General features: G+C 64.2%; 23 protein-coding genes and 1 pseudogene. 13 read left to right on the forward strand and 11 right to left on the reverse strand.

From position 1 onward, the window contains the following. The first annotated feature begins 7 nt into the window (after positions 1 to 7). The 6 genes from ACQPZ2_RS34580 (at position 8) to ACQPZ2_RS34605 (ending at position 9,941) form a co-directional block, all read left to right on the forward strand. The gene (locus tag ACQPZ2_RS34580) at positions 8 to 622 is read left to right on the forward strand and encodes a DUF4255 domain-containing protein (RefSeq protein ID WP_433522258.1); all 615 of its coding nucleotides are present in this window, start codon (positions 8 to 10) and stop codon (positions 620 to 622) included. Next, positions 619 to 2,661, forward strand: a complete 2,043-nt coding sequence (locus ACQPZ2_RS34585; protein WP_433522259.1) for an ATP-binding protein — start codon at positions 619 to 621, stop codon at positions 2,659 to 2,661. The genes ACQPZ2_RS34580 and ACQPZ2_RS34585 overlap by 4 nt, the downstream gene beginning before the upstream one ends. A 113-nt stretch (positions 2,662 to 2,774) precedes the next feature. Further along, entirely contained in the window at positions 2,775 to 4,859 is a 2,085-nt protein-coding gene (locus ACQPZ2_RS34590; RefSeq protein WP_433522260.1) for a PASTA domain-containing protein, read from the forward strand. A gap of 6 nt (positions 4,860 to 4,865) precedes the next feature. Next, on the forward strand, positions 4,866 to 5,585 hold the full coding sequence (locus ACQPZ2_RS34595) for an eCIS core domain-containing protein (RefSeq protein WP_433522261.1): 720 nt from the start codon (positions 4,866 to 4,868) through the stop codon (positions 5,583 to 5,585). Positions 5,586 to 5,611: 26 nt separating this feature from the next. Next, on the forward strand, positions 5,612 to 9,274 hold the full coding sequence (locus ACQPZ2_RS34600) for a phage tail protein (RefSeq protein WP_433522262.1): 3,663 nt from the start codon (positions 5,612 to 5,614) through the stop codon (positions 9,272 to 9,274). A 271-nt stretch (positions 9,275 to 9,545) separates the two neighbouring features. Continuing rightward, positions 9,546 to 9,941, forward strand: a complete 396-nt coding sequence (locus tag ACQPZ2_RS34605) for a hypothetical protein (protein ID WP_433522263.1) — start codon at positions 9,546 to 9,548, stop codon at positions 9,939 to 9,941. Positions 9,942 to 10,125: 184 nt separating this feature from the next. Here ACQPZ2_RS34605 and ACQPZ2_RS34610 read toward each other — a convergent pair whose 3' ends face one another. Continuing rightward, positions 10,126 to 10,323, reverse strand: a complete 198-nt coding sequence (locus ACQPZ2_RS34610) for a hypothetical protein (RefSeq protein ID WP_433522264.1) — start codon at positions 10,321 to 10,323, stop codon at positions 10,126 to 10,128. Between ACQPZ2_RS34610 and ACQPZ2_RS34615 the strand changes: the two genes are divergently transcribed. Further along, the gene (locus ACQPZ2_RS34615; protein ID WP_433527604.1) at positions 10,322 to 10,408 is read left to right on the forward strand and encodes a hypothetical protein; all 87 of its coding nucleotides are present in this window, start codon (positions 10,322 to 10,324) and stop codon (positions 10,406 to 10,408) included. The two genes, ACQPZ2_RS34610 and ACQPZ2_RS34615, sit on opposite strands and share 2 nt — an antisense overlap. Beyond that, entirely contained in the window at positions 10,409 to 10,627 is a 219-nt protein-coding gene (locus ACQPZ2_RS34620) for a TerD family protein (protein ID WP_433522265.1), read from the forward strand. It begins immediately after the preceding gene. 21 nt (positions 10,628 to 10,648) lie between these two features. On the opposite strand, the gene ACQPZ2_RS34625 is transcribed toward ACQPZ2_RS34620, so the two are convergent. The 4 genes from ACQPZ2_RS34625 to ACQPZ2_RS34640 form a co-directional block, all read right to left on the reverse strand. After that, on the reverse strand, positions 10,649 to 10,846 hold the full coding sequence (locus ACQPZ2_RS34625; protein WP_433522266.1) for a TrmO family methyltransferase domain-containing protein: 198 nt from the start codon (positions 10,844 to 10,846) through the stop codon (positions 10,649 to 10,651). A gap of 3 nt (positions 10,847 to 10,849) precedes the next feature. Beyond that, on the reverse strand, positions 10,850 to 11,119 hold the full coding sequence (locus tag ACQPZ2_RS34630) for a hypothetical protein (RefSeq protein WP_433522267.1): 270 nt from the start codon (positions 11,117 to 11,119) through the stop codon (positions 10,850 to 10,852). A 12-nt stretch (positions 11,120 to 11,131) separates the two neighbouring features. Then, positions 11,132 to 11,374, reverse strand: coding sequence for a hypothetical protein (locus ACQPZ2_RS34635; RefSeq protein WP_433522268.1), 243 nt, complete (start codon positions 11,372 to 11,374; stop codon positions 11,132 to 11,134). A 152-nt stretch (positions 11,375 to 11,526) separates the two neighbouring features. Beyond that, positions 11,527 to 12,750, reverse strand: a complete 1,224-nt coding sequence (locus ACQPZ2_RS34640) for a helix-turn-helix domain-containing protein (protein WP_433522269.1) — start codon at positions 12,748 to 12,750, stop codon at positions 11,527 to 11,529. A 345-nt stretch (positions 12,751 to 13,095) separates the two neighbouring features. On the opposite strand from ACQPZ2_RS34640, the gene ACQPZ2_RS34645 reads away from it, so the two are divergent. The 3 genes from ACQPZ2_RS34645 (at position 13,096) to ACQPZ2_RS34655 (ending at position 15,192) form a co-directional block, all read left to right on the forward strand. Next, complete coding sequence (locus ACQPZ2_RS34645; protein WP_433522270.1) at positions 13,096 to 13,419, forward strand: hypothetical protein; 324 nt, start codon at positions 13,096 to 13,098, stop codon at positions 13,417 to 13,419. A 368-nt stretch (positions 13,420 to 13,787) separates the two neighbouring features. After that, complete coding sequence (locus tag ACQPZ2_RS34650) at positions 13,788 to 14,288, forward strand: hypothetical protein (protein ID WP_433522271.1); 501 nt, start codon at positions 13,788 to 13,790, stop codon at positions 14,286 to 14,288. A 250-nt stretch (positions 14,289 to 14,538) separates the two neighbouring features. Next, positions 14,539 to 15,192, forward strand: coding sequence for a hypothetical protein (locus tag ACQPZ2_RS34655; RefSeq protein WP_433522272.1), 654 nt, complete (start codon positions 14,539 to 14,541; stop codon positions 15,190 to 15,192). 136 nt (positions 15,193 to 15,328) lie between these two features. Here ACQPZ2_RS34655 and ACQPZ2_RS34660 read toward each other — a convergent pair whose 3' ends face one another. Next, a complete protein-coding gene (locus ACQPZ2_RS34660; RefSeq protein WP_433522273.1) occupies positions 15,329 to 16,711 on the reverse strand; it encodes an IS1380 family transposase in 1,383 nt (460 codons plus the stop codon). A gap of 115 nt (positions 16,712 to 16,826) precedes the next feature. Then, on the reverse strand, positions 16,827 to 17,192 hold the full coding sequence (locus tag ACQPZ2_RS34665; protein WP_433522274.1) for a VOC family protein: 366 nt from the start codon (positions 17,190 to 17,192) through the stop codon (positions 16,827 to 16,829). Positions 17,193 to 17,240: 48 nt separating this feature from the next. Here ACQPZ2_RS34665 and ACQPZ2_RS34670 point away from each other — a divergent pair, with 48 nt between their 5' ends. After that, entirely contained in the window at positions 17,241 to 17,522 is a 282-nt protein-coding gene (locus ACQPZ2_RS34670) for an ArsR/SmtB family transcription factor (RefSeq protein WP_433522275.1), read from the forward strand. Between the two features lie 766 nt (positions 17,523 to 18,288). Here ACQPZ2_RS34670 and ACQPZ2_RS34675 read toward each other — a convergent pair. The 4 genes and pseudogenes from ACQPZ2_RS34675 to ACQPZ2_RS34690 all read right to left on the reverse strand — a co-directional run bounded on the left by ACQPZ2_RS34675 (position 18,289) and on the right by ACQPZ2_RS34690 (position 21,026). Then, positions 18,289 to 18,507 (reverse strand): DUF6879 family protein, encoded by a 219-nt coding sequence (locus tag ACQPZ2_RS34675; RefSeq protein ID WP_433522276.1) that lies wholly within the window; start codon positions 18,505 to 18,507, stop codon positions 18,289 to 18,291. Positions 18,508 to 18,575: 68 nt separating this feature from the next. Next, positions 18,576 to 19,181, reverse strand: a complete 606-nt coding sequence (locus tag ACQPZ2_RS34680) for a hypothetical protein (RefSeq protein ID WP_433522277.1) — start codon at positions 19,179 to 19,181, stop codon at positions 18,576 to 18,578. A 278-nt stretch (positions 19,182 to 19,459) separates the two neighbouring features. Beyond that, positions 19,460 to 19,982: pseudogene (locus tag ACQPZ2_RS34685) on the reverse strand (ATP-binding protein); the annotation flags it as partial. 96 nt (positions 19,983 to 20,078) lie between these two features. Beyond that, positions 20,079 to 21,026, reverse strand: coding sequence for a quinone oxidoreductase family protein (locus ACQPZ2_RS34690; protein WP_433522278.1), 948 nt, complete (start codon positions 21,024 to 21,026; stop codon positions 20,079 to 20,081). Positions 21,027 to 21,115: 89 nt separating this feature from the next. On the opposite strand from ACQPZ2_RS34690, the gene ACQPZ2_RS34695 reads away from it, so the two are divergent. Beyond that, a complete protein-coding gene (locus ACQPZ2_RS34695; protein ID WP_063041020.1) occupies positions 21,116 to 21,571 on the forward strand; it encodes a MarR family winged helix-turn-helix transcriptional regulator in 456 nt (151 codons plus the stop codon). Positions 21,572 to 21,612: the final 41 nt, after the last annotated feature.

The raw sequence follows: 21,612 nt of genomic DNA on the forward strand, positions 1-21,612 counted from the left end.
TGACACGGTGTTCGTCGAGGTGGACGAGGCGCTGCGGACGCTGATCGGAGCCGATGCGGTCGATCGGAACGAGGTCGATGTGGTGTTCGACGCGCCGACCAAAGATTGGGCCGCGCGGCGCAATTCGCCGACAGTCAATATGTTTCTCTACGACATCCGCGAGGATCTGCGGCGACGCCAGCGCGGGCTCATCAACGAGTACGACGACCGCGGTGTCGTGGTCAACCGACACCAAGGTCCCCGGTATTTCAAACTCTCCTACCTGATCACGGCGTGGACCCAGCGGCCCGAGGACGAGCATCGACTGCTGTCGGCGCTGCTGTCGTGTTTCCTGCGCCACGACCAGATTCCGCCCGCCTCGCTGACCGGGACGCTGGGCGATATCGGCTTGCCGGTGGCATTGAATATCGCCTTGCCACCGCCGGAGGATCGCTCTTTCGCCGACGTCTGGTCGGCACTCGGCGGGGAGTTGAAGCCGTCGCTGGATCTCGTCGTCACCGCCCCCGCGGACGGTGGCCGACGGCTGCCTGCCGCGCCGCCCGCCACCGACGGTGTCACGGTCGGTATGCAGGACCGCGACGGTGCGACCGTCGACGCGCCACGCAAGGCGGTATCGCGGTGAGTGCGTCGAGTCTGCGATATCTGTTGGCCCGCTTGGGAATTGTCGAGGCAAGAGTGCGCCGGGCGGTCGCGCAGCGCCGCGTCGGCGACCCGCAGCCGGACGACCCGTTTCGCGGTCTGTATCTCTCCGATGACGCGGTCGATCGGCTGCTGCGGACCCAGCACGAGCCGGTCGGCCCGGATCAACCGGAGGCACAGGGCGTCATCGATGCCGATTCCGCCGCCGCTGCGGCGCGGGCCGATGGCAAGGAGGTGCGGCTCGCGCAGGTGGTCGACGCATTCGGACTCGATGCCCTCGATGTCGAAATCCTGCTCGTCGCACTGATACCGGATGTGGACGCCAGGTTCGAATGGCTGTACGGCTATCTCAATGATGACGTGACCCGTCGCAGAGCGACTGTGGGCCTTGCCCTTTCGCTGTGTGGTGTGCCCGCCGCAGCGGCGGAGGGGCGCGCCAGATTCGCCGCGACCGGCGCGCTGGTGCGCGGGGGTCTGATCGCGGTCGACGACGCGGACCGCCCGCTGCTGTCGAGGACACTGCGTGTACCGGACCGCGTCGTCGGATACCTCTTGGGTGACAACACACCCGAACCCGAACTGCGCCAGGCGATCTCGCCGGAACCGCCGTGCCCCGACGCCGCCGATTCCCGACTGGTCGCGGCACTGCGGACCCGCGCGCCGCTGCTCTATCTACGGGAACGTCCCGGCGGGGGCGGTGTCGCCGCCGCCGTAGCAGCCGCGCGACACCACGATCGCGCCGCACTGATCATCGACCTGCGCCGGGTCGCCGAACATTCGGACCTACTGTCCGCCGCGGTGCTCGAGGCACGACTGACCGGAGCGGTGCTGATCGCGGCCGGTATCGATGTTTTCACCGAACGACCTGAAACCATCCGGCAGATCGCCGAGGCGTCGGCCTGCGTCGTACTGGTCGGCACGGCGGTATGGGATCCGGAATGGGTGGCCCGGCAGCCGCTGACCTTCGATATCGAGCCACCGAATGCCGAGGACCGCACCCGCATGTGGCGCAGCACCCTCGATGACCTACTGCCCGACGAACTCGACCCAGCGGCCGCGACGATGCAATTCGTGCTGACCCCAGAACAAGTCGCGCGCGCCGCCGCAGCGGCCGCCGCGTACGCCGAACTGTCCGGGCGGCCGGTCTCTGCGGCGGATCTACGCCGCGGCGCCCGCGCCCAGAACGGCGCGGGCCTCGAGCGACTGGCCCGCCGGATCGAACCCGGCGTCGGCTGGCCGGATCTGGTGCTGCCCGCGCCGGCGCTCGACCAACTGCGCGAGGTCGCGTTGCGCGCCAGGCAGCGCGCACTGGTGCTCGACGAGTGGCGGATGCGGCCGGGCGGCGGACGTGGCCGCGGCGTCACGGCGTTGTTCGCGGGCGACTCCGGCACCGGTAAGACGATGTCGGCGGAGGTGATCGCCGCGGATCTCGGGCTCGACCTCTACACCGTGAATCTCGCGACGGTCGTCGACAAGTACATCGGCGAGACCGAGAAGAATCTGGAGCGCATCTTCGTCGCGGCGGCGGGTGTGAACGCGGTGCTGTTGTTCGACGAGGCGGACGCCTTGTTCGGCCGTCGCACCGAGGTCCGCGACTCACACGACCGCTACGCGAATATCGAAAGCGCCTATCTGCTGCAGCGCATGGAATCCTTCGACGGACTGGCCATTCTCGCGACGAATCTGCGGGCGAATCTGGACGACGCGTTCACCCGCCGCCTGGATGTCGTAGTGAACTACACGCTGCCCGACGAGAGCGCGCGGCGCAGCCTGTGGGAGCGCTGCATCGGCACCAGGATTCCCCGAGCCACGGATCTCGACCTGGATTTCTGCGCCCGCGGCTTCGAATTGTCCGGCGGCAATATCCGCTCGGCCGTCGTCACCGCCGCCTACCTGGCCGCCGACGCCGGAAGAGAACTGCGCACCGCCGATCTCGTCGCCGGTGTGCACCGGGAGTACCGCAAGCTCGGAAGACTCACTCTGGCAACGGAATTCGGCGAATACCACGAAGCCCTGCGCTAGTGCGGATTGCCCGATCGGGCAGTATTGGCTGCCCTTTCGCCGTCACGCCGGCCGACTGTCGGCGGCGTCGCCGCCACGCATACTCGACTCACGTGACGACAAGGAGATCGGCCGTGCGCGAATGTTCGAACTGCGGACAGCCCAACTCCGAGAATGCCGAATTCTGCGTGAATCCGCAGTGCCGCACGTACCTGGGCTGGGCGACGACGGCGTTCTCGGATCCGGCGGCAATGCCGCCGACCCCGACGCGCGCCGAGACGGCCGGGGTCTTCCCAGGGGCGCCTCGGCAACCGAACGGTCCGGCGACACCGTCGAGCCCACAGCGCTTCGGGGTCCGGGTGACCATGGACCCGACCGAGTTGAGCGTCGATCCGGGCGCGGTCGTGGTGAGCACGGTGACCGTACACAACACCGGCACCCGGGTGGAGGAGTTCGAACTCGGCGTCGCCGGTCCGCTGCGACAGTTCGCACATCTGGAACCCGCTGTGCTCAGCGTATATCCGGATGCGAAGGTCACCGCGGTGCTCCGGTTCGCACCACCACGCGATGCCTGGGTGCGGGCCGGGCGCGCGCCATTCGTGGTGGGCGCGCGGTCGCGGGTGAATGCCAGGGTCGAGGACAAGGTCTCCGGCACGGTGACCATCGGCTCGTTCACCGAGTTGAAGGCGGCGCTGCAACCGGAATCCAGTCGCGGGCGCAAACCCGCGCGGCATACCGTGGTGGCCACGAATCTCGGCAATGTTCCGCTGGGCGTGCAGGTGGTGCTCGCCGACCGGGCCGGTGCGCTGACCTTCGAGCCACCGCAGGCCATCACCACCCTCGCGCCGGGAGCGAGCGCGGAAACGCCGGTATTGGTCGGCGGATCGCGAAAGTGGTTCGGCCGCACCGAATCTCATGCCTTCACTGCTCAGGTGAGTCCGGCCGACGGCGCTCCCCCGATCGGGCTGAACGGTGTGCGGAATCAGGTTCCCGTCTTCCCGTGGTGGGTGCCGACCGCCGTGGTGGTCCTGCTCGCGCTGACTTTGGCTGTTATCGCGCTGGTGCCCAAGCACAAGGACACGGTGCCGGGGACCACCGGAATGATCCAGCTCGCTGCCGAGCAGATCCTGGAGAACGCGGGCTATAAGCCGGTCATCGTGCAGCGGGCCGATCCGAATGTGCAGCTGGGCCAGGTGATCGAGTCCAAACCGGTTGCGGGATATGAGTTGAAGCACGGTGAGCCGGTTCAGTTGTTCGTGTCGATCGGGCCGTGTGACGGCGGATGCCTGATCGAGGTGCCCAATGTCGAGGGGTTGAAGCAGGCCGATGCCGAGGCCGCGTTGAAAGCGGGGCAATTCGAGGTCGAGCGGTCCATCGAAGTGCCGGATCCGGCAATTGCCAAAGGGTTGGTGATCTCGAGCAGTCCCGCGGCGGGGGAAAAGAAGGAACCGGGCAGCAAGATCGTTCTCAAGGTGTCGACCGGTCCCACACCGACCACCACGGTGGCTCCACCGACCACGACCGGCGGTACAGGTGGCACCGGCGGTAAGGAACAGGTCGAGGTACCCGATGTGGTCGGAAAGCCGAAAGCCGAAGCGACCGAGAAGATCCAGGCTGTCGGTTTGACCGTCGACATCGCCGAACAGTCGAGCGCCACCGTTGCCGCTGGCAAGGTCATCGCCACCGATCCCGCAGCAAAATCCAAGGTGGACAAGGGATCCGCGGTCAATGTCGCCGTCTCGAGCGGTCCAGCGCCCATCCCGGTCCCCGATGTGACCAAGAAACCGAAGGCCGACGCACTCTCGGCTCTGAGCGCGGCCGGGCTGAAGACCAAGGTGGTCGAACAGCCGGATACCAAGATCGCCGACAGTGCCGTGATATCGACCGACCCCGTCGCGAAGACAGCGGTCGCCAAGGACACGGTGGTCACCGTGACGGTCTCGCAGGGACCACCGTGCAAGCCGGGCTTCGTCTTCCGGCTCGCGAAACCCGACGACCACGTATGTGTCGCCCAAACGATCGCGGATCGCACCAAAACCGAGAACAGCCAAGCCGCTTCACGGGTCAGTGCCACCGACCACACCTACGGTCCGGATACCTGCAACCAGGGCTATGTGTGGCGGGAGGCGGTGAAAGACGACCACGTCTGCGTCGTACCGCAATCCCGTACCGACGCCGCGACGGACAACGCAGCCGACAAGGATCGACACGCCAAGTGAGGAATCATGCGAGCACATGACCACGAGACCGCCGAGGAAACAGTTCGCCCCAAGTCGAGCCGGGTCGAGGACCCGACGGCGGCGCAACTGCGCGCGGCACTGTCGGGACGGCTGGACGCGGTAACCCCGAGCGGCCTGCTCGGATTGCAGCGAACCGCTGGAAATGCCGGTGCGACAACGCTATTCGAAGAACAGTCGCCGGTGCACGGTGTCATCGGATCCGGCGGCGGCGCCCCGCTCGAGCCCGAGGTGCGCGCCGATATGGAATCCCGCTTCGGACAGGATTTCGGCGATGTGCGTGTGCATACCGATGATCGCGCGCATCAGTCGGCGAAATCCGTCAACGCCCACGCCTACACGGTGGGCTCCGATATCGTCTTCCAGCGCGACACCTACGACCCGTCATCGGATGCCGGACGGCACACCCTCGCCCATGAACTCACCCATGTGGTGCAGCAGCGCAGCGGCCCGGTCGATGGTACCGACGCCGGTGGGGGCGTGAAGGTCAGCGACCCGTCGGACCGATTCGAACGGGAGGCCGTAGCCAATGCCGACCGCGTGATGTCCGCGCCAGCGGTGACCGCCGGGCCCGCGGTGCAGCGCTGCGCCGACGAATCGGCCGAGGTCCAGCGGACCGAAGCGCCCGCCGAGCAGGAGGAAGACGAGCCGACGGCGCAAACGTATGTCCAGCGCGCCCAGAGCGAAGAGGAAGAGGAGTCGGCGTAGGCCGGTGATTCGATCGGAGTCAGAGCATGCCCGAGCCCGCCCGCAAATCGAAACTGCCTCGGCCCCCGCATAATCCGGCGACTCCGGTGCGCGCGGTCGGCGCCGCGAATGCGATGCAGCGGCTGCAGGCGACCGCTGGCAACGGCGCCGTCGCCGCGCTGTTCGCTCAGCGACTCAGCGCGGGCGAGGGGGCGTCGGCATGTCTGCCGCCCACCGTGGCTCCGACCCCGATGACACCGAAGCAGGATCCGAAGTTCGCGGCGGCGACCGATCAGGTAGCGGCGGAATCGGCCGCGGCAAAAGCACATCCGGCACCGGCGAAGGAAGTCGAGGCGGCCCGGGACGCTGCCGTCGCACCGGCCGACGATAAAGACGCACAGGCCAAAGCCGCCCACACCGCGACCATGGCGGCAGCGAAGCCGGCGGGCTTCGACAAGGCCGGATTCATCGCCGCGGTCAATGCCGCGATCGCGGCCAAAGCGCCCAAGAATCTCGACGAGGCCGATAAATTCGCGACATCGGGCAAGGCCGATCAGGTCAAGAACGAGGTGCTCGGCAAGGTCGGCGCGGGCAAGGAAGCCTCGGCGAAGAACATCGCCGACACCACCAAGGCGACACCGGACACCTCCGTTGCCAAAGACAAACCGGTCACCACGATCCCCGCCGCGCCACCGGCCCGCCAACCCGTCGCGCCCGATCCGGCGGCGGCAGTACCGAAACCCGCACCCACCGAACAGGTCCAGCTCGGCGCGGGCAGCTGTGAGACCAACGCGAAAATGGCCGAGGCAGGGGTCACCGACGAACAACTCGCGAAATCCAATGAGCCCGAATTCACCGGCGCGCTGGACGCCAAGAAGGAGCTGCAGGCCCACGACGCCGCAGCGCCCGCGCAATTCCGCCAGCAGGAAGCCGCCACCCTCGCCGCGGCCAAGGATCAGGCCGGTGCGAGCGCGAAAACCGGTCTGGCCGCGATGGGTTCGGCCAAGTCCGCCGCACTGCAGGCCACGGGAGCGGGCAAGGACGCCGCCAAAGCCAAGGACGAGGCCGAACGCGCGCGCATCACCGGGGAGATCAAGAAATTCTTCGACGCCACCAAGACCGAGGTAGAACAGATCCTCACCGGTCTGGACGGTTTGGTGGCCCAGAAGTTCGAGGAGGGCGAACGCAAGGCCAAGGAGGCGTTCACGGCCGACCACAAGGAGCGGATGTGGCAGTACAAGCTGCGCCGCTACGGCGGCCCGCTCGGACCAACCCTGTGGGTGAAGGACCTGCTCCTCGATATGCCTGCCGAGGCGAACAACCTCTTCCTGGAATCCAAGAAGCTCTACGAGTCCAAAATGTCGGCGGTCATCAGCGATATCGCCGACACCGTCGGAACCGAGTTGAATCGCGCCAAAGAGCGGATTGCGCAGGGGCGCACGCAAGTTCAGAAGTTCGTCGCCGACCAACCGGCTAATTTGCGGAAGCTCGCGGGGCAGGCCGTCGACGAAATCGGCTCGCAATTCTCGGATCTGGAGAAATCCGTCGACGAGAAGCAGCAGTCGCTGGTCGACGATCTGGCGACCCGCTACAGCGAGGCGCGCGACGGAATCGACGAGGAGATCAAGAAACTTCAGGACGAGAACAAGGGGCTGGTCGGCAAGACGATCGATGCGGTCGGCGGCGCGATCGAGACGATCAAAAAGCTGAAGGACATGCTCCTGGGCGTACTGGCGCGGGCGGCGGGCGCGGTCGAGAAGATCATCAAGGATCCGATCGCCTTCCTCGGCAATTTCGTCAATGCGGTCAAGGCCGGGATCAGCAACTTCATGTCGAATATCGGGACGCACCTGAAGAAGGGGCTGCAGGGCTGGCTGTTCGGCGCCCTCGCCGAGGCAGGCATCGAGATTCCGGCGAAGTTCGACCTCAAAGGCATTATTACGCTATTGCTTTCACTGCTCGGCCTCACCTGGAACTCGATCCGCGCGCGCATCGTCAAGGTGGTCGGCGAACCCGCGATGCAGAAGATCGAGGGTGCCGTCGATTTCGTGAAGGCGATCGTCACCGAAGGCATTCCGGGACTGTGGAAGTGGATCGCGCAGAAGATCACCGACCTCAAAGAGCAAGTGATGGGCCAGATCCGGGAATTCGTGATCAGCAAAGTGATCACGGCCGGAATCACTTGGCTGATCTCACTACTCAACCCTGCGGCGGCCTTCGTCAAGGCCTGCAAGATGATCTACGACGCGGTCATGTGGTTCGTGGACAATGCCGAGCGCCTCGAGGAATTCGTCGACTCGGTACTGGATTCGGTCGAATCGATCGCCTCCGGCGGTGTCGGCAAAGTCGCCGCCCTGATCGAAGGCACCCTCGCCAAGACCGTCCCCATGCTCATCAGCGGCCTGGCCAGCCTCCTCGGCCTCGGCGGAATTGCCGACAAGATCAAGAAGATCCTGGAGACGGTGCAGAAGCCAGTCGGCCAGGTGGTCGACAAGCTCATCGGTGTCGCGGTGAAGTACGGGAAGAAGTTCGTGGGGAAGTTGAAGAATTCGAAACTCGGGAAGGCGGCCGGACGAGCCGCGGACAAGGTGAAGGCCAAGCTTCGGGGAGGCGACGACAGCCCGGAGGGTAAGCAGAAGCGGCTCGAGAGTGGACTCGCGACCGGTGTGTCGATCGCGAACCGATTCTCCGGCAAGACAGTCGGCGAAAGTGTGCTGCGACCGCTGCTGAGCGCGGTCCGGCTGCGGTACGGATTGCAGGTGGTCGAGCCCGTGCAGCAGGGCGATCACTGGGCGGTGCACGCGGAAGTACAACGCGCGACGCAGGTGACGGCCGCCAAAGCGGGCAAGGGGATCCAATGGGATAAACCCCCTGCGACAAAGCTGCAGGCCCGCGGACTCGACCGAGCTGAGATCACCCATGTCTTCGACCAAGCGCCCAACGTCAATCTGATCAAGTCGGCGATCATGGAGGGAATGCTGGCCCGCGCCAAAGCCAGGACGCATCCCTCGAAGCCCGGCAAACCAGCGCAGGATGCCAAGGGACGACCGCAGCCGGAATTCATAGCGGGACGTCGTCTCAGCATGGGCGGCCGATCTCTCACCGACGGGATTCTCGCAACTCTCGGCATGGAGAACGACAGGCGTGTGGTCAGGATTCACAAGATCTACGAAGCGAAGTCGAGCGAACGCCAGAAGTACAAACTCGCGGAGGAACACGATCGCTACAGCCGCATGTCCACCACACCTCAGGGCGAACACCAGATGAGTGACAAGGACTTCCTCCGAAAAGAAGTCATCGAAAATCTCATCGCGCAGCACTACCCCGGTGAGCCGTACGAGACGGCGCAGGCCAAGGTGACCACGAGATTCAAGTCGAGGCTCGAATCTCTTATGGCTGCCAAGTATCGAGAGGCCACTACCGGCCAGGCGGTACGAAATCGGGAGCGGTTCAGCCCGGACGTCGATATGAAGACCGGATCCGATATCCCGGCCGTCGTGACCATCGACGAAAAGTCCTACACTGTTGTCGCATTCTCGCCGCACCAGATAGTCACGGTGGGCGTCCTGCCCAGTGATGTGAAGCCCGGTGACACCGTCCCGGCGCGGCTCGCGGAACAAGGCGTAAAAGCCGAATTCGAGAACGTCGCGATCACGGCCGACGCGCTGTCCAAACTGGCGTCGGATGTCAAAGCTGCGGCGGGCAAGTGACACATCGTCCGCTCCCCCGATTGCTGTGACCCGAACCCACGACAGATGACGCGGCGCCAACCCGAGCTGTGCAACCGGCACGCGTTTCGCACGCCCGACCAGCCGTGGCGGGAGCAGCGCGATGGCTCGAACGCTGTCGTCCAGGGATAGACCGGGCTCTGTTGACATACCTTGCCCAGTAAATTACCTTTGCTTACAAAGCAATTGTGTCGAACCTGACCTCACGATCCCACGCGACCGCGCGGGCCCCACGCTCCACAGAGGACTCTCAATGACCGAACCAGTCGTACGGCCCAGGGCACTGACCATCGGATTGCATCCACAAGCCATGGACTACAACCGCTTCCCCGACCTGGACGAGGCACAACTGACCGCCAGGATCGGCGCCGCGAATGATGCCCTACGGGACACCGAATTCGATATCACCCCATACCTGGTCGGCGCATCGCCCGACCAAGCCGAAACCGAAATCCGAACCCTGCTCGCCGACAAGCGATTCGACCTCGTGATGATCGGCGGTGCGATACGAGCCTTCCCCGACCACACCCTGCTGTTCGAGCACATCGTCAACGCCATAGTCGAGGCGGCCCCGGGAATTCGATTCTGCTTCAACACTTCCCCCGAGACCACCCTCGACGCCCTCCGCCGAGCATCCGCATCCATGTGAACTCGCGATACGCGCCACCGCCGAAACGATCGTCCGGCGGTCGCCGTGACGAGCCATGGACGAATAGCCAACGCCCGGACGCAGCGCGCGGTAGTGGTCGCCGCGCAGGAGTGGATCCGCTTCGCCGAATAGCCTGTGCAAGAACAAGGCTCAACGCTGTGCTGGCCGGGGACAACGGCGCGAGCTAGCGGAACCAGGACTGATTGCGCCGCTCGTTGAGCTCGATCAACTCGTCCTCGGTGAGTTCGTCTTCGAACGTCGTAGGTTGGGGCTGAACTTTCGGCTTCACGATATGCGGACGTCCCGCGGCGAGCTCGATACTGTCGAGTGCCGCCTCGATCGACAACCTGACCGGCCACGGCGAAGGCGACGACGAGGTCATCACGGTCGACCTCACCGCGCTACCACCCGAGGTCTACGCACTGGTCTTCACCGTGAACTCGTTCGCGGGCCACAAGTTCGACTAGGTGAACCGGGCGTATTGCCGCTTGGTAGACGATCAATCCGATACGGAGCTGGTGCGTTTCGAACTATCCAAAGGCGAGCCGACCACGGGCGTGTTCATGTGCATGCTCACCCGCGACGCGTACGGCTGGAATATGACGGCCCTCGGCGAATACGCCAAGGGCATGACCGTGCGCAAGATGATCGATCCGGGCAAGCGATTCGTGCTGACGACACTATGACCACTCAGCGCTTTGCGTTACTTAGAAATAGTCTTTCAGCATCTCGGTTGACCATGGTGCCTGGTGGATCTCGCCACGCGGCCCGAACTCCGCAAACCATGGCTTGATGTCCAGCACAGGAGTACCGTCCACCGCGTCCAGCTCGGCTACGTGCAAGTCCAAGCCGTCAACGCGAAGCAGTCGAGTCCGGGAAACCCCGAGCCAGTTGACGCGCCGCATATTTCAATGTCCAAAGATCCCGACCTTGGGCCATGCCGGGTTGTCGCGGGCACTGCGTGCACCGAAGTGCAGGTCCGTTGGATCGGTCAAATGGAACCGGAAGACGATTTCGAGGTGGCTGAACGCGTCCAAGCCCTGCACGGACTCTTCGGTGAACCGAGGGTCATCTATGCGGATGATTGTCTCGGTACCTCCCCAGTGATCGTCTGTCGGTTCGCTTCGGCCACCGATCACATGTGCGACCGGCACAACTTCGAACACTTCGTTTGCCATATGACCCCTGTCCTACGTTCCACTCGCGGCTAGATATTCCTCAGCCCGCAAATCGATCTCGCTCATGCCCGCGATATGCCGGTACTGTGCCACGGTTGCGCGTATGTCGCGGGCAACATTTCTGGTGCGCCCCGACTGGACGCCGTCCATTGCGTCGAGCGTGGACGTCCATGTTGTGCACGCCTGTTCCAGTTCGCCGATGCGGGCCTGCACAGTGCCGAACGGAGACCAGCACTTCGGCAGGTCGAGCACCATCTGTGGCATCGAGTACTACCCTGCTCCGCGTGGGCCGCCCTTGTATGCCTTTGTGCCATCGATTGCTTTGCCGGACAGCCACACTTCGAGCGGCGCGCAGGAGCGAACTGGTCGCAAACGACTGCAGCCCGGCGTCGGCAACCGGGTTCCACTCAGACCGTGAGCAACTCTCCTGTGGCGGTGAATGCTTGCGGTGCCGTCCGGCGTATCTTGGCCAATACCTTCGTGGTTCGTGCCGAATTCACTGCCGACAAGACTTCTACCGATGGCTGCCACATCGACACGGCTCCTGTGTGGTCGCCCATCCTCCACCGGATCAGCCCGGTTTCGGCTGCCGTCAGGGCGTATACCCGCGCGTGTGTGTCGGGTGACCAGATAGTGGTAGCAAGCTGGTAGTGCTGCTCGGCGGCGGTAAGCTCTCCGACCGCTAGCAGGGACTTGGCCGACTGGTCGACCACGGTCGCTTTGTTCGGGCACCACAGCGCAATCCATCGTGGTTGCTCGCTGGTCATCGCTGCGTTGATGTACGGATCGGCCCGGCGCAGGGCGGCGAGAGCTTCTGGCTTGTTGCCTGTTTCGGCATGACAGCGGGCAACGGCGACTGTGAACAGTGCCATTGCGTCTGGGCCGATCTTCCCGGCGGCGCGGCGTTCGGATTCCGTGGCAAGGTCGATGCTGAATTTCTGTTGCCGAATGTCGGTGCCTTGCAGGGCAAGGATGCGGAAGACGAATGCATCTTGTCCGGTCATCTTCGATTCTTCGGCCAGCCTGAGCGCGCCGAGGAAGTACCGTTGTGCAACGCCGTCATCGCCTGAGTCGTGCGCCTTGAATCCGGCCAGGTAGGCCAGCTCAGCGGCGGCTGAAAACGCGTGCATCCGCGTCTTTTCGTCGGGGTATCGAGCTCGCAGCATGGCGGCAATGTCGGTAGCCAGGAGTTCGGCAATCGCAGTCCGGCCGACTCCCCCTCCGCGAGCTTCATCCAGCTTGATAAAAGCATCTGTAACCGATTGCACTGCAAGGATTTCTGGCATCCCGACCAGGCGTGTGTCGTCTACTCGGATCAACCGGGCAAGGTCGGACTGAGCGACGAGACCGGTGGCGGACAGCGCAGCGCTGTAGGCGGCTTTTCGCAGGAAGCTGCGCCTATCCACGTCTGCACGTCCCAACACCTCGACGGAGGTAACGGCATCGGCGAATGGTGCGCATACTCGTTCGTAGCACGAAATAACGTCCGCCGTCGCGGTGCGTTCACCGGTTTCGTAGTAGGCCAGCGTTGTCTTACCCCAAGGGACGCGAGCGGCAAGCTGCGACAGCGACAGCCCAGCTGACTCCCGTACCTGGCGAAGTCGTGCCCCGACGATTGCGCCGTTATCCATAAGCCCAGCTTAAGCGCAATGCGCCCGCCGCGCGGCGGCCCAAGCGAACGTGAACAGCTGTGGACGCATTCACGCATCGATCCGATACGCCCAGGGCGACGCTAGTGAGTATGACGCCGGGCATAGCCAACGAACATCAGGCAGTACCGCAACGTATTCCGTTCGTCGGCCCACCTAGGCCCGAACTCGTCGGTTGGTGCCAGCCGCCACCCGCCGAAGTGATTGCACAATTCGGCGTTGCGATCAGCGAGTTCGACTTTCAGACCGATCCCGAAGAACCGTCCCGGTGCCGGGGTGTCGAGTCCTCCGGCACCGGTGACTACGAACCACCCACAGAGGTGCCAAATGGCGCTCGGTGAGCCGAAAGTGAAGCTCTGCCCCCGCTGCACCTATGAGGACGCCCAGCCGAATACCGGCATTTGCCACTACTGCACGGCCGATATCGAGAGCGCAAGCCGCGCAATTGTTCTCGCGCTGCGCGACGCCAACACCAGATCCGATCGCCCAGCAGGCTGGTTGCAGCACGACGACGGATCATGGGCACCTGTTGACGATCACGGGTTTATCGGCCAGACGTTCGCGTTCGCACTGGATGACCTTCATCAGTTAGACGAGCACGCCGTGATCGCCGTCGAGCCGATCTCGATAGACGACACGGAGGTCGACTAGCAGTGTCGACTACTGGAGTTGTATGCACCACCGTCGCCGGGGTTTTGACGTTGGGCGTTGTGGTCTTCTATGTGCTGCCGTACCTTGTCGACCGCCCGATGCATGTCGACGGGGAACGTCCCAGCACGGAAATACTCGCTCGCATCGCTCGCGACCAGTGCCACCGTGCACCGGACTACCCGTACAGCGTCGATGAAGCGCGCCGCGTATTCCGTGCGCGCATCAACTGCGACGCCGATTCATGCGGCGCAAAGCATGAGGCTGTCTGGACTTTGATCGACGCGGGGGTGCTCCGACCAAGCACACGTGTCGAACGGCAATGAGACACTGACACAGACGGGCAACGACGACCACACGGAGGCATCAGCGTGGGGAATGACGAACAAATAGGTTTCGAAATCGAATTCGATGAGAAAACACAAGCATGGCTGGATTGGGTTGCGCCCGAACGCATCGAATCACAGGTGCAGGCATTCCTTACCCGGACCATCCCCGACATGACCAGCGATTCGCCATGGTGGAAACCGCCGATGTCGACTCGGATCATGGAAGCGGCGAAAGAGTTGTTCGGCGACCGGGCCGGATTCTTCGCCATAGAAAACCGCGACTCCGCAGACCAATTCATCCTGTTCCTTGGCGAATGCTACGTGCGGCGCGCGGGTTATGGCTGGATGAACATACCGGAATGGGGTCCGCCACTGTACGACGATTTCGGGCCGTCCGTGCGGCTCGGCGACGACCGGATCTCCGACGTGTCTATGGTGTCGATAGCGAAGCGCCTGTTCGACGACGGTGACGGACCCGAGATGATCGAATACAACATCACCGAAGCTGTTCGCCGGGCACGGAAAACCCGAGCCGTCACATAGCAGCACGCACCTGGTCTGATTCTTCGCGTAAACGTTAAACGGGGGGGTGGGTACTGACGTGCCCGATGAATATGACACTGTTCGACGCGACCTGTCCAACTACGAAAAGGGTCTGTATTTCGAACTGGGCAGGGCGCACGAGCGGGGGGAGACCCCGGAAAAAGGGTGGGTCCGTCAATTCGAGATCCGGACCAGTGAAGGTCCACGAGTCCTGGATTCAGCGCGGACCGAAGGCCGAGGAACTCGAAGTGTGGAGCGCAAATCGGGTAGGGTCAATGAGCGGGATGCCCACGAGCAGTTAAAAAAGGAGCGGGCAGGGCTCGAATCCCACCAGTTGACACACAGCACTTGGGAAACGGTCGAAGGTGAGAAGCTTCCCGATAAAGTACGCGAGGACATGCACGAATTGTCTCGCGATTTTCCCGGCAGGTTTCATCACGAGATAGTTTCCCGCGCCGATGCGGCGCGAGCTGTCCGGCTCGGGCAATCCTTGATGTCCAAACAACTCGAATTGATCAGGGCGTACGAGCTGACTCGTGCTGACCGCGCACGTAAACGGTTGGAGAAGATCCGCGAGATTGTCCGGGCGCGGGAGCCGAAATCACGGGAGGAACCGGCGCGGGAGAAAGAGCGTCCGCAGCGGGAACGGGAGAAAGCACCCGAGAGTAGAGCGGTTGAACGAGAACCCGCAGACGCACGCATCAGAGAAAGCGACCCGGATAAGGCGGAACCGGCAGCCGTCGCCAGAGAGCGCACCGACCCCACGCTGAAGGCAAGAGAGGTCCGCGAGCGCGAGGAAGCGCAAGCGCGGGAGATGGTCAACAGTCTCGGCTCATATCTCAGCGATGCACAGAAAGAGCAAGTGCTAGCCTCGATCTTTCATTGGGGTGATGTGCTGGCCTGATCGGGTTCGGATTGCCGTCTGCGGCCGTGCCGGCCGCAAGATGGCAGCGGCGGGGTCCCGTTCAGCGGGGTGGCTGCCGGGTTCCACGGGCCCGGGAATGGTTGGCCTTCGACTTGTAGGGGCGGTTTTGGGCTGGTTATCCGGGTTGTAGGCGGGCCAGTGCGGTAAGCGTGAGTTCGGTCCAGGGGTTGTGGGCCGACAATCGCAGGTGGGTTTGCCGGGCGTGGTGTGCCAGGCGGGCGGGAGTCGAGAACAGACGTAGCCGTAAGGTTTTCGGTTCCCAGCGGCGTGCCTCGTGGTCGGCGAGGGCGAGCATCGGCATCCAGGCGAGTAGGTCGAGCGCGAGTGCGACGAGCGCGAGCCAGATTCGGTTGGCCTGGTAGTCGTGGTAGGGCAGGTTGCGTAGCCCGGTGTTCTTGGCATGACGAATCCGGTCCTCGCAGCGAGCGCGGCGCCGGTGACGCAGTTCGAGGTGGGCGAGCTGGCCGCGGCGGGTGTTGGTGGCGAATGCGGTCAACCTGAGTCCGTCGCGGTCGGTGAATCGCAGTTGCGCGCCGGGGTGCGGGCGTTCCTTGCGGATGATGATCCGCATCCCGGGCGGCCACCCGGTCAGGTCGAGCATGCCGGTGATCTCGGCGACCCACGCCCCGGCACGGGGCTCGCCTTCGGCGTTGTAAGCCGGTGTCCAGGCATGTTTCGGGACTTGGTCGACGGCCTCGGTCATCGTCTCGGTGAGGGTGAGCCCGGCCGAGTACTGTACCCGGCGTTTGTGGCAGTGGGTGAGGAATTCGTGGGTGCCGCCACCGGCATCGGTGCGCACCAGCACTTTTCGGCCGACGCGGTAGCCGGGCCGCCACGGTAGTTGCGCGAGCGCGGCGTCGAGAACTTGTTTGTGGTCGGCTGCGGTATTGCTGCCGGCGTTGCCGGGTCGCAGTTCGAGCACGGCGGGTTCTCCGGTCCCGTCCTGGCCGTGGTCGATGAACGCATTCAATGGGTGAAATCCATATCCGCACTTGAATGTCGGCGCAGCTCGTTCTTTGTCGCTGTGCGCGTCGACCAGGCTTGCATCCAGATCGATGACCAGCGGATCCGCAGCGCTGATGTCGTGATCGGGTGCCGCCTGCGCGGCCAATGCCCACGCCGCTGCCCGAGCATCGGCCCGCGCTGCGGCGATCCCCGCGAGCACCTTCGGTGCGTTCCGAGCGAGATCGGCGACCAGCCTCGACACCGTCGGATCCGAAGCAACGTTTCCGAAAACGCCGGGCTCACAACGTAGTTGAGCGATGTCGGCAGCGCAGTCGCCGCCGATCGCGATCGAGATCGCCAAATCCAGCACGATCTTGCCCGGATCATGCGACGCCATCGGCTTGCGCCACGGCATCAACGCCGCCGACAAGCCCTCGACCAGCCCAATTCTCTCCGCGGTCCGCACCAGCAGCACCGCTCCGGCCTGCGACACTACCCCCGAACCATGCCCGTCCACGGCCAGCCGCGGGTACGGCGAAGTAGACTTCCCCACCAGAAAGGTGCTCCGATCCTGCGTATTCCAGTCTTCAGCACACCGGATTATCGCAGCTCAGAGCGCCTTTCGCGCATATCCGGCAATGAAGTGCCGGACGATATCGATGGACGAGCTAACTCCCAGCCTGTCGTAGGCTGATCCGATTCCCATCCGGGTCGACAAGGATGGCGAAGATGCCGCCGGGCTGTGGCTCGGGCGGCCCGATGAACGGGACCCCGCGTTCGACCAACGTTCGGTAGTCCGTGTCGAGGTCCTCGCAGTCGATGACCAGCCCGCGCAGCGATCCGGCAGGCATCTCATCGAACCAGTTGACCAGGGTCAGGCTGGTTTCGGCACCCGGAATACCGACCTGGATCCAGCGCAGCTCATCGCCGAACGGGGCCTCGGCGATCACATCGAGACCCAGCTGCTCGACATAGAAGCGCTTGGCTCGCTGCTGGTCGCTCACCGGAACTGACACCACGGACACGAATCGCATCAAGACTCCTCATTATCGAGTTTCGGCGAAACTCTATCATTGCAGGTTATGGCCAGACCAGCAGCTACCGAGGATGTTTTCCGGGCGATCGCCGACCCGACCCGTCGAAAGATCATCGACCTGCTCGCGGGAGGGCCGCACACGGCCGGTGAACTGGCCAACAACTTCACCACCTGCCAGTCGACCGTGTCACAGCACCTGAGCATCCTGCGTCGCGCCGGACTGGTGACCTACGTCGAGCACGCCAACCGCCGCGTATACCAGCTGAAAACGGAGCCATTGACCGAAGTTGCCGCCTGGGCAACCCGTTTGGCGCCTGCCCACTCGTAGGCGTCGGGCCCACCGACACGGCAAACCGGGGCCAGGTCGAGCCGCTCAGGTGTCCCGATATAGAACCGCGCATCTGCCCCGATTACCCGCCGCCCACGTCCACCAGAAAGGTGCCCCTCAGACCACGGCGGTCCTACCTCAGCAGAGCTGATAATCACAGGTCGAAGCATGTTTCTTCGCTACACCAGCCCACGTTGGGGGATTTCGGCGAATGCCCGAGGCTAGCCGCGCGGAGGGAAGAGCGAGAGAACGACCGCAAAGACATAGTCCTCGAGATGAAACCCACACGCGGTCAAGAACCTCCGATGCCACCACCTGTACCGCAGCGGACGCCGGAGCAGGAACGCGAGAACGCCCGAGCGCTAGCTAGAGAGGCCGGGCTATCGCCGGAGATCATGGGAATTATGGGACTCAACAGCGACAGCCCACACCAGATGATCGATCCTGACCAGGCAAGGGCACGCGTTGAGGCTGAACGGGACCGCTCTATACACCAGCAGCGCGAACGCGCGGAACGCCAACGTCAACGCGGGCACGGGCGGGAACAGAACTGAGACAGACCGAAGGGGATAAACCTCCTACGCCGTCGTGTGGCCCACTCTCGGACGTACCGGCGTATGTGCCGTTCTCGAACTTCGATATCTTGGTGAAGTGCCATCCGGCGCGAGATGCCGACTCTCGCACCGAGATTCACACATCCAACCTGATCTCCCGAAGCCGGTTGCCGAGGGCCTCGCGAGCCTGCTTGGCACTACTGCTGGTCACTTCAGGGCAGGGTGGTATTCAGTGTGCGGAGTTCCCAACTCCCAGGCCGATTCGAATGCCGCGCGTCACCGGGCAACCACCCCGCATCCTCGATCTGCTCGTTGCCGAACCATTGGCCGTCACCAGCGAAGTGGCCGAACAGGACAAGACGGTCGTCGTCGAAAAGCCAGAAATCGACCAGCGGCAACCACAGCGTGGTGGCATGTGGCGGGGAAGCCATCGCACCTGTTCGCCGCCCTCATGGTTTCGTGTGGTGGCCCACTTGTCGGCTATTTCACCTGCCCGTGATCACGGCTGGCCGGTGGCGAGCGCCTGTACGGCGTCGAGGAAGTCCGGGCCGCCCATGACGTATCCGCCGACGGTTCCACCGATCAGCACACCTGCGGGGATGCTGATCCCCCATATCAGGGGCAGGCATGCCCCGAGGAGGCCGCCTACGATGGCACCGCCGACGACGCCAGGCAGGTTCTTGTTGATCTGCTCCTTGAGCCGGTCGTAGGAGCTGATGTCATGCAGTTGCGCAATATCTTCCGTCGGGGTCGGTGTCAGCGTCAGGGTGCGGCCGTCCGCACCGATGTGCTGCGCAATCGCAATCGAACGCCCGCCGACGGCGTACCACTGCGGCACTTCGGTCACCGCCGCTCCGTCGCCGGACTCGAGCACCGCCGCACCGTTCTGCGCGATCTCGAACTTGCCATTCTCGACGGTGGCGATAACGACCCTGTCGACCGGCGAAGCGGTGATCCGGTAGTTGATTCCATGATCCACACCGGAAGTCGTGTCCCCCACAGTCGGCTGCTCCGTCACGGCCAGCTCTGCATGAGCGGTTGCCGCAGTGATACCCACGGCCGAGATGGCCACGAAAACGGCAGCAGTGATCTTCTCGAACTTCATTCTTCGAATCCCTCCACTCAACTGCCCCTGATGGGCGGACCGAGTCAGACCTTAGGCGTCGAATTCAATGGTGTGTGGTACGCCACACACAGCAGACGACAGATCTGACGACAGCAGCGACGTCACTGACGCATCACCGACGCCGAAGAGGGGCGAAACCGTGCTAGCGGCCAGGAGGTCCTCCCCGGCGGCCAGTTCGTGGAACACAGTGGCGGTCAGCAGATTTCCCCCGCTATGGGGTTGCGGAAGCCCCGCCTGGCGGGGCCTGGGCGCCAGGGTCAGTTGAGGGCGACGACGCCGTTGCCGCTGACGGCTTCGGTGAGGCGGTGGCTGTCGCCAGAGGTGACGACGACATGGGCGTGGTGCAGGAGTCGACTGTCGCAGGAGGCGCGCGACGCCGAGGTTCGCCACGGCCTCGAGGCGCTGTACGCCCTCGGCGAGGCCAAGGAGCAGACGGCCCAGGGTTTTGGGCATGATCTCGTCGAATCCAGAAGGATGCAGGTTCGAACTGACGGCGAGGCTGCGTCGTTCATATGCGGCGTCGACCAAGCGGTAGAAGCCTTCGGCGGCGTCGGCGGAAACCGGCAGGAGGCCGATGTCGTCGAAGATAACGAGGTCGTTGCGGGTGACGGCTTTGCTGATGGTGTCGCCCACACGGTGGCGGCGGACCAGGCCGCCGAGGTCCTCGATGGTGAACCAGGCGACGGTCATGCCCGCGCCGACGGCGGCTTGACCGAGGGCCTCGGTGAAGTGGCTCTTTCCTGTTCCGAAAGGTCCACTGACACAAAGGTTTTCGCGGCGGCGGTGACCGACGCTGGCGCCATCGCTGCCAGCACGGTCACCGATCCGGCGCAGGACACGTGAGGAGGTGTCATGCGCCGGATCGCCGACGATGGGTCATCCGATGTGGACGATGCTCTTGCCGTGGGTGACGCCGCCCGCCAGGTTCGTGATCGCGGTCTCGACGTCGGCGAGGGTGTATTCGGCGGTGATATCGATGCGCACCGACCCGTCTGCGACCAGGGCCATGGCGCGAGCGGCGCTGTCGGCGAGCCGCTGCGGGTGGGTTTGGCTGGCCAGGTTGCTGTTGTAGGTCAGCAGGGACTGGCCGTGCATCAGAAGGTCGTTGGCCGACACGGTGACCGGTTCGAAGGTGGCGATGTTGCCGTAGACCACGATCCGGCCGTGCGCCGCCAGCCGGGCCAGGCTCGCGATCCGGGTGGGCCCGCCGATCGGGTCCAGGATCACATCGAAGGTCTCCTCACCCAAAACATCGGGGAACTGATCTCGGGTCAATACCTCGTGGTAGCCGAACCGGCGCGCGTACTCGACCTGACCGGGGTTACCGACCACCCCGACGATCCGCTGCGCGCCGGCCGCGGCGGCGAACTGCCCGGCCAGCGACCCGACACCCCCGGCCGCGGCATGGATCAGCACATTGTCCCCGCCACGGACCCCGCCGACGGTGTGGACCAGGTCGTAGGCGGTCGGCGTCACCCACCCGAACCCCGCCGCCCTCCGCTGGTCCACGCCCGACGCATTGATCGCCAGCACCGCCGGCGCGGTCACGATCTCGGCGTAGGCGCCGCCGCCGATCAGCGCGACGACCTGCTCACCGATCCGGGCTTTGTCCACGCCCTCGCCCACCGCGATGATCTCGCCGGCAGCTTCGAAGCCCGGCACGAACGGGCGCGGGATCGGGAAGTGCCCTCCGCGCACCAGCACGTCACCGTACTGCACCCCCGCATAGCCGACCTGGATCGCGACCTCGCCCGGCCCGGCCACGGGCTCGGCAATCTCCGAGATCCGGAACTGATCGTCGGTGTCCAGCACTACAGCCTTCATCACATACAACTTTCTGTGTTGACTCAGTATCCTGATACTCAGGAACTTAAGCAGTATCAGCTAATTGAGTCAACTGAGGGAGTTGTGACATGGCGGACGTGCCGGTCGAGGAATACGTGTGCACCCGCATCCGCCGCGCCGAGCAGGCGCTCATGGCCCACCACGAGGCCGTGCTGCGCGGCTACGGGCTGACCATGACCCAATACACGGTGCTGCTGACCCTGTTCCGCGACGACGCCATGTCAGGTGCTCAGCTGGCCCGCGCATGCGGAGTCACCCAGCAGAGCATGGCCACCGTCCTGACCGGCATGCAGAACAAAGAACTCATCGACCGCAAGCCGTCGCCCGTGCACGCCAAGGTCATGATCGCCACCCTCACCCCCACAGGCCACGACCTGCTCAACCGCGCCTACCAGGAAGTCATCGTGCTCGAACGCGCCCTCACCGACCGATTCACCCCCGACGAGCACAAGCAGTTCTGCGAATTCCTCGACCGCGCCACCGCCACCCTCATCGAGCAGACCCCCACCACCCACACCAACTGACCATCCCCACCTGCCGCCCGGCATGGGGAAACCCACTGTCC

It is taken from the genome of Nocardia pseudovaccinii (assembly GCF_050942345.1).
GTDB classification, from domain to species: Bacteria; Actinomycetota; Actinomycetes; order Mycobacteriales; family Mycobacteriaceae; genus Nocardia; species Nocardia pseudovaccinii.

Excerpts from the sequence above, each read along its gene's own strand:
- ACQPZ2_RS34670 (WP_433522275.1), top strand. The coding sequence starts at position 17,241 with ATGGCCAGACCAGCAGCTACCGAGGATGTTTTCCGGGCGATCGCCGAC.
- ACQPZ2_RS34665 (WP_433522274.1), bottom strand. The coding sequence starts at position 17,192 with ATGCGATTCGTGTCCGTGGTGTCAGTTCCGGTGAGCGACCAGCAGCGA.
- ACQPZ2_RS34645 (WP_433522270.1), top strand. The coding sequence starts at position 13,096 with ATGGCGCTCGGTGAGCCGAAAGTGAAGCTCTGCCCCCGCTGCACCTAT.
- ACQPZ2_RS34605 (WP_433522263.1), top strand. The coding sequence starts at position 9,546 with ATGACCGAACCAGTCGTACGGCCCAGGGCACTGACCATCGGATTGCAT.
- ACQPZ2_RS34680 (WP_433522277.1), bottom strand. The coding sequence starts at position 19,181 with ATGAAGTTCGAGAAGATCACTGCTGCCGTTTTCGTGGCCATCTCGGCC.
- ACQPZ2_RS34595 (WP_433522261.1), top strand. The coding sequence starts at position 4,866 with ATGCGAGCACATGACCACGAGACCGCCGAGGAAACAGTTCGCCCCAAG.
- ACQPZ2_RS34610 (WP_433522264.1), bottom strand. The coding sequence starts at position 10,323 with ATGACCTCGTCGTCGCCTTCGCCGTGGCCGGTCAGGTTGTCGATCGAG.
- ACQPZ2_RS34695 (WP_063041020.1), top strand. The coding sequence starts at position 21,116 with ATGGCGGACGTGCCGGTCGAGGAATACGTGTGCACCCGCATCCGCCGC.
- ACQPZ2_RS34600 (WP_433522262.1), top strand. The coding sequence starts at position 5,612 with ATGCCCGAGCCCGCCCGCAAATCGAAACTGCCTCGGCCCCCGCATAAT.
- ACQPZ2_RS34675 (WP_433522276.1), bottom strand. The coding sequence starts at position 18,507 with ATGGCTTCCCCGCCACATGCCACCACGCTGTGGTTGCCGCTGGTCGAT.
- ACQPZ2_RS34640 (WP_433522269.1), bottom strand. The coding sequence starts at position 12,750 with ATGGATAACGGCGCAATCGTCGGGGCACGACTTCGCCAGGTACGGGAG.
- ACQPZ2_RS34690 (WP_433522278.1), bottom strand. The coding sequence starts at position 21,026 with ATGAAGGCTGTAGTGCTGGACACCGACGATCAGTTCCGGATCTCGGAG.
- ACQPZ2_RS34635 (WP_433522268.1), bottom strand. The coding sequence starts at position 11,374 with ATGGTGCTCGACCTGCCGAAGTGCTGGTCTCCGTTCGGCACTGTGCAG.
- ACQPZ2_RS34625 (WP_433522266.1), bottom strand. The coding sequence starts at position 10,846 with ATGCGGCGCGTCAACTGGCTCGGGGTTTCCCGGACTCGACTGCTTCGC.
- ACQPZ2_RS34630 (WP_433522267.1), bottom strand. The coding sequence starts at position 11,119 with ATGGCAAACGAAGTGTTCGAAGTTGTGCCGGTCGCACATGTGATCGGT.